The sequence below is a fragment of the Halorubrum tebenquichense DSM 14210 genome, assembly GCF_000337415.1.
In the GTDB taxonomy this organism is placed as follows: Archaea; Halobacteriota; Halobacteria; order Halobacteriales; family Haloferacaceae; genus Halorubrum; species Halorubrum tebenquichense.
This window is the reverse complement of record NZ_AOJD01000062.1, coordinates 1-410: the sequence shown is the minus strand read 5'-3', so window position 1 is coordinate 410 and position 410 is coordinate 1. Positions and strand designations below refer to the sequence as shown.

Sequence of the window (410 nt, the reverse complement as noted above, 5' to 3'; positions counted from 1 at the left end):
GAAGGTGAGGCGTCGACGACGCCGGACGGACGGGTTCGCTTACCTCGGTATCACGGTGTGGACTATCTTTCGTACGCAGAGACGGTCTCAGCGGCGAAGACACCGCCGAAGAAAGGCGTTAGTGTGACAAACTACCCTGTCGAACCCAAATCTGACCGGGGAGAAGCCGGGTGGGGCTACCTTGAGGACGAGAATACGCTCGTCGTCTCTGCAGAGTACGACTCTGCCATGTCTCATGTGGTGATGATTGCACGAGCGTTACTCGATCCTAAGACGTTCGACCAGGTCCTTACCGAGGACCGTCTCGCGGAACTTGATGGACTAATCGAAGATGGGACGTACGTTCGTGGGTCTCGAAACCTCGGGTGGTTGGCTGACTCTGTCGACTCGGCGGGTGAGTACGTCGACGT

Annotated in this window: 1 pseudogene; it reads left to right on the top strand. The window is 57.6% G+C overall.

The features are described 5' to 3' along the window. Positions 1 to 123 precede the first annotated feature (123 nt). Positions 124 to 410 (top strand): annotated as a pseudogene (locus tag C472_RS16395) (transcriptional regulator); the annotation flags it as partial.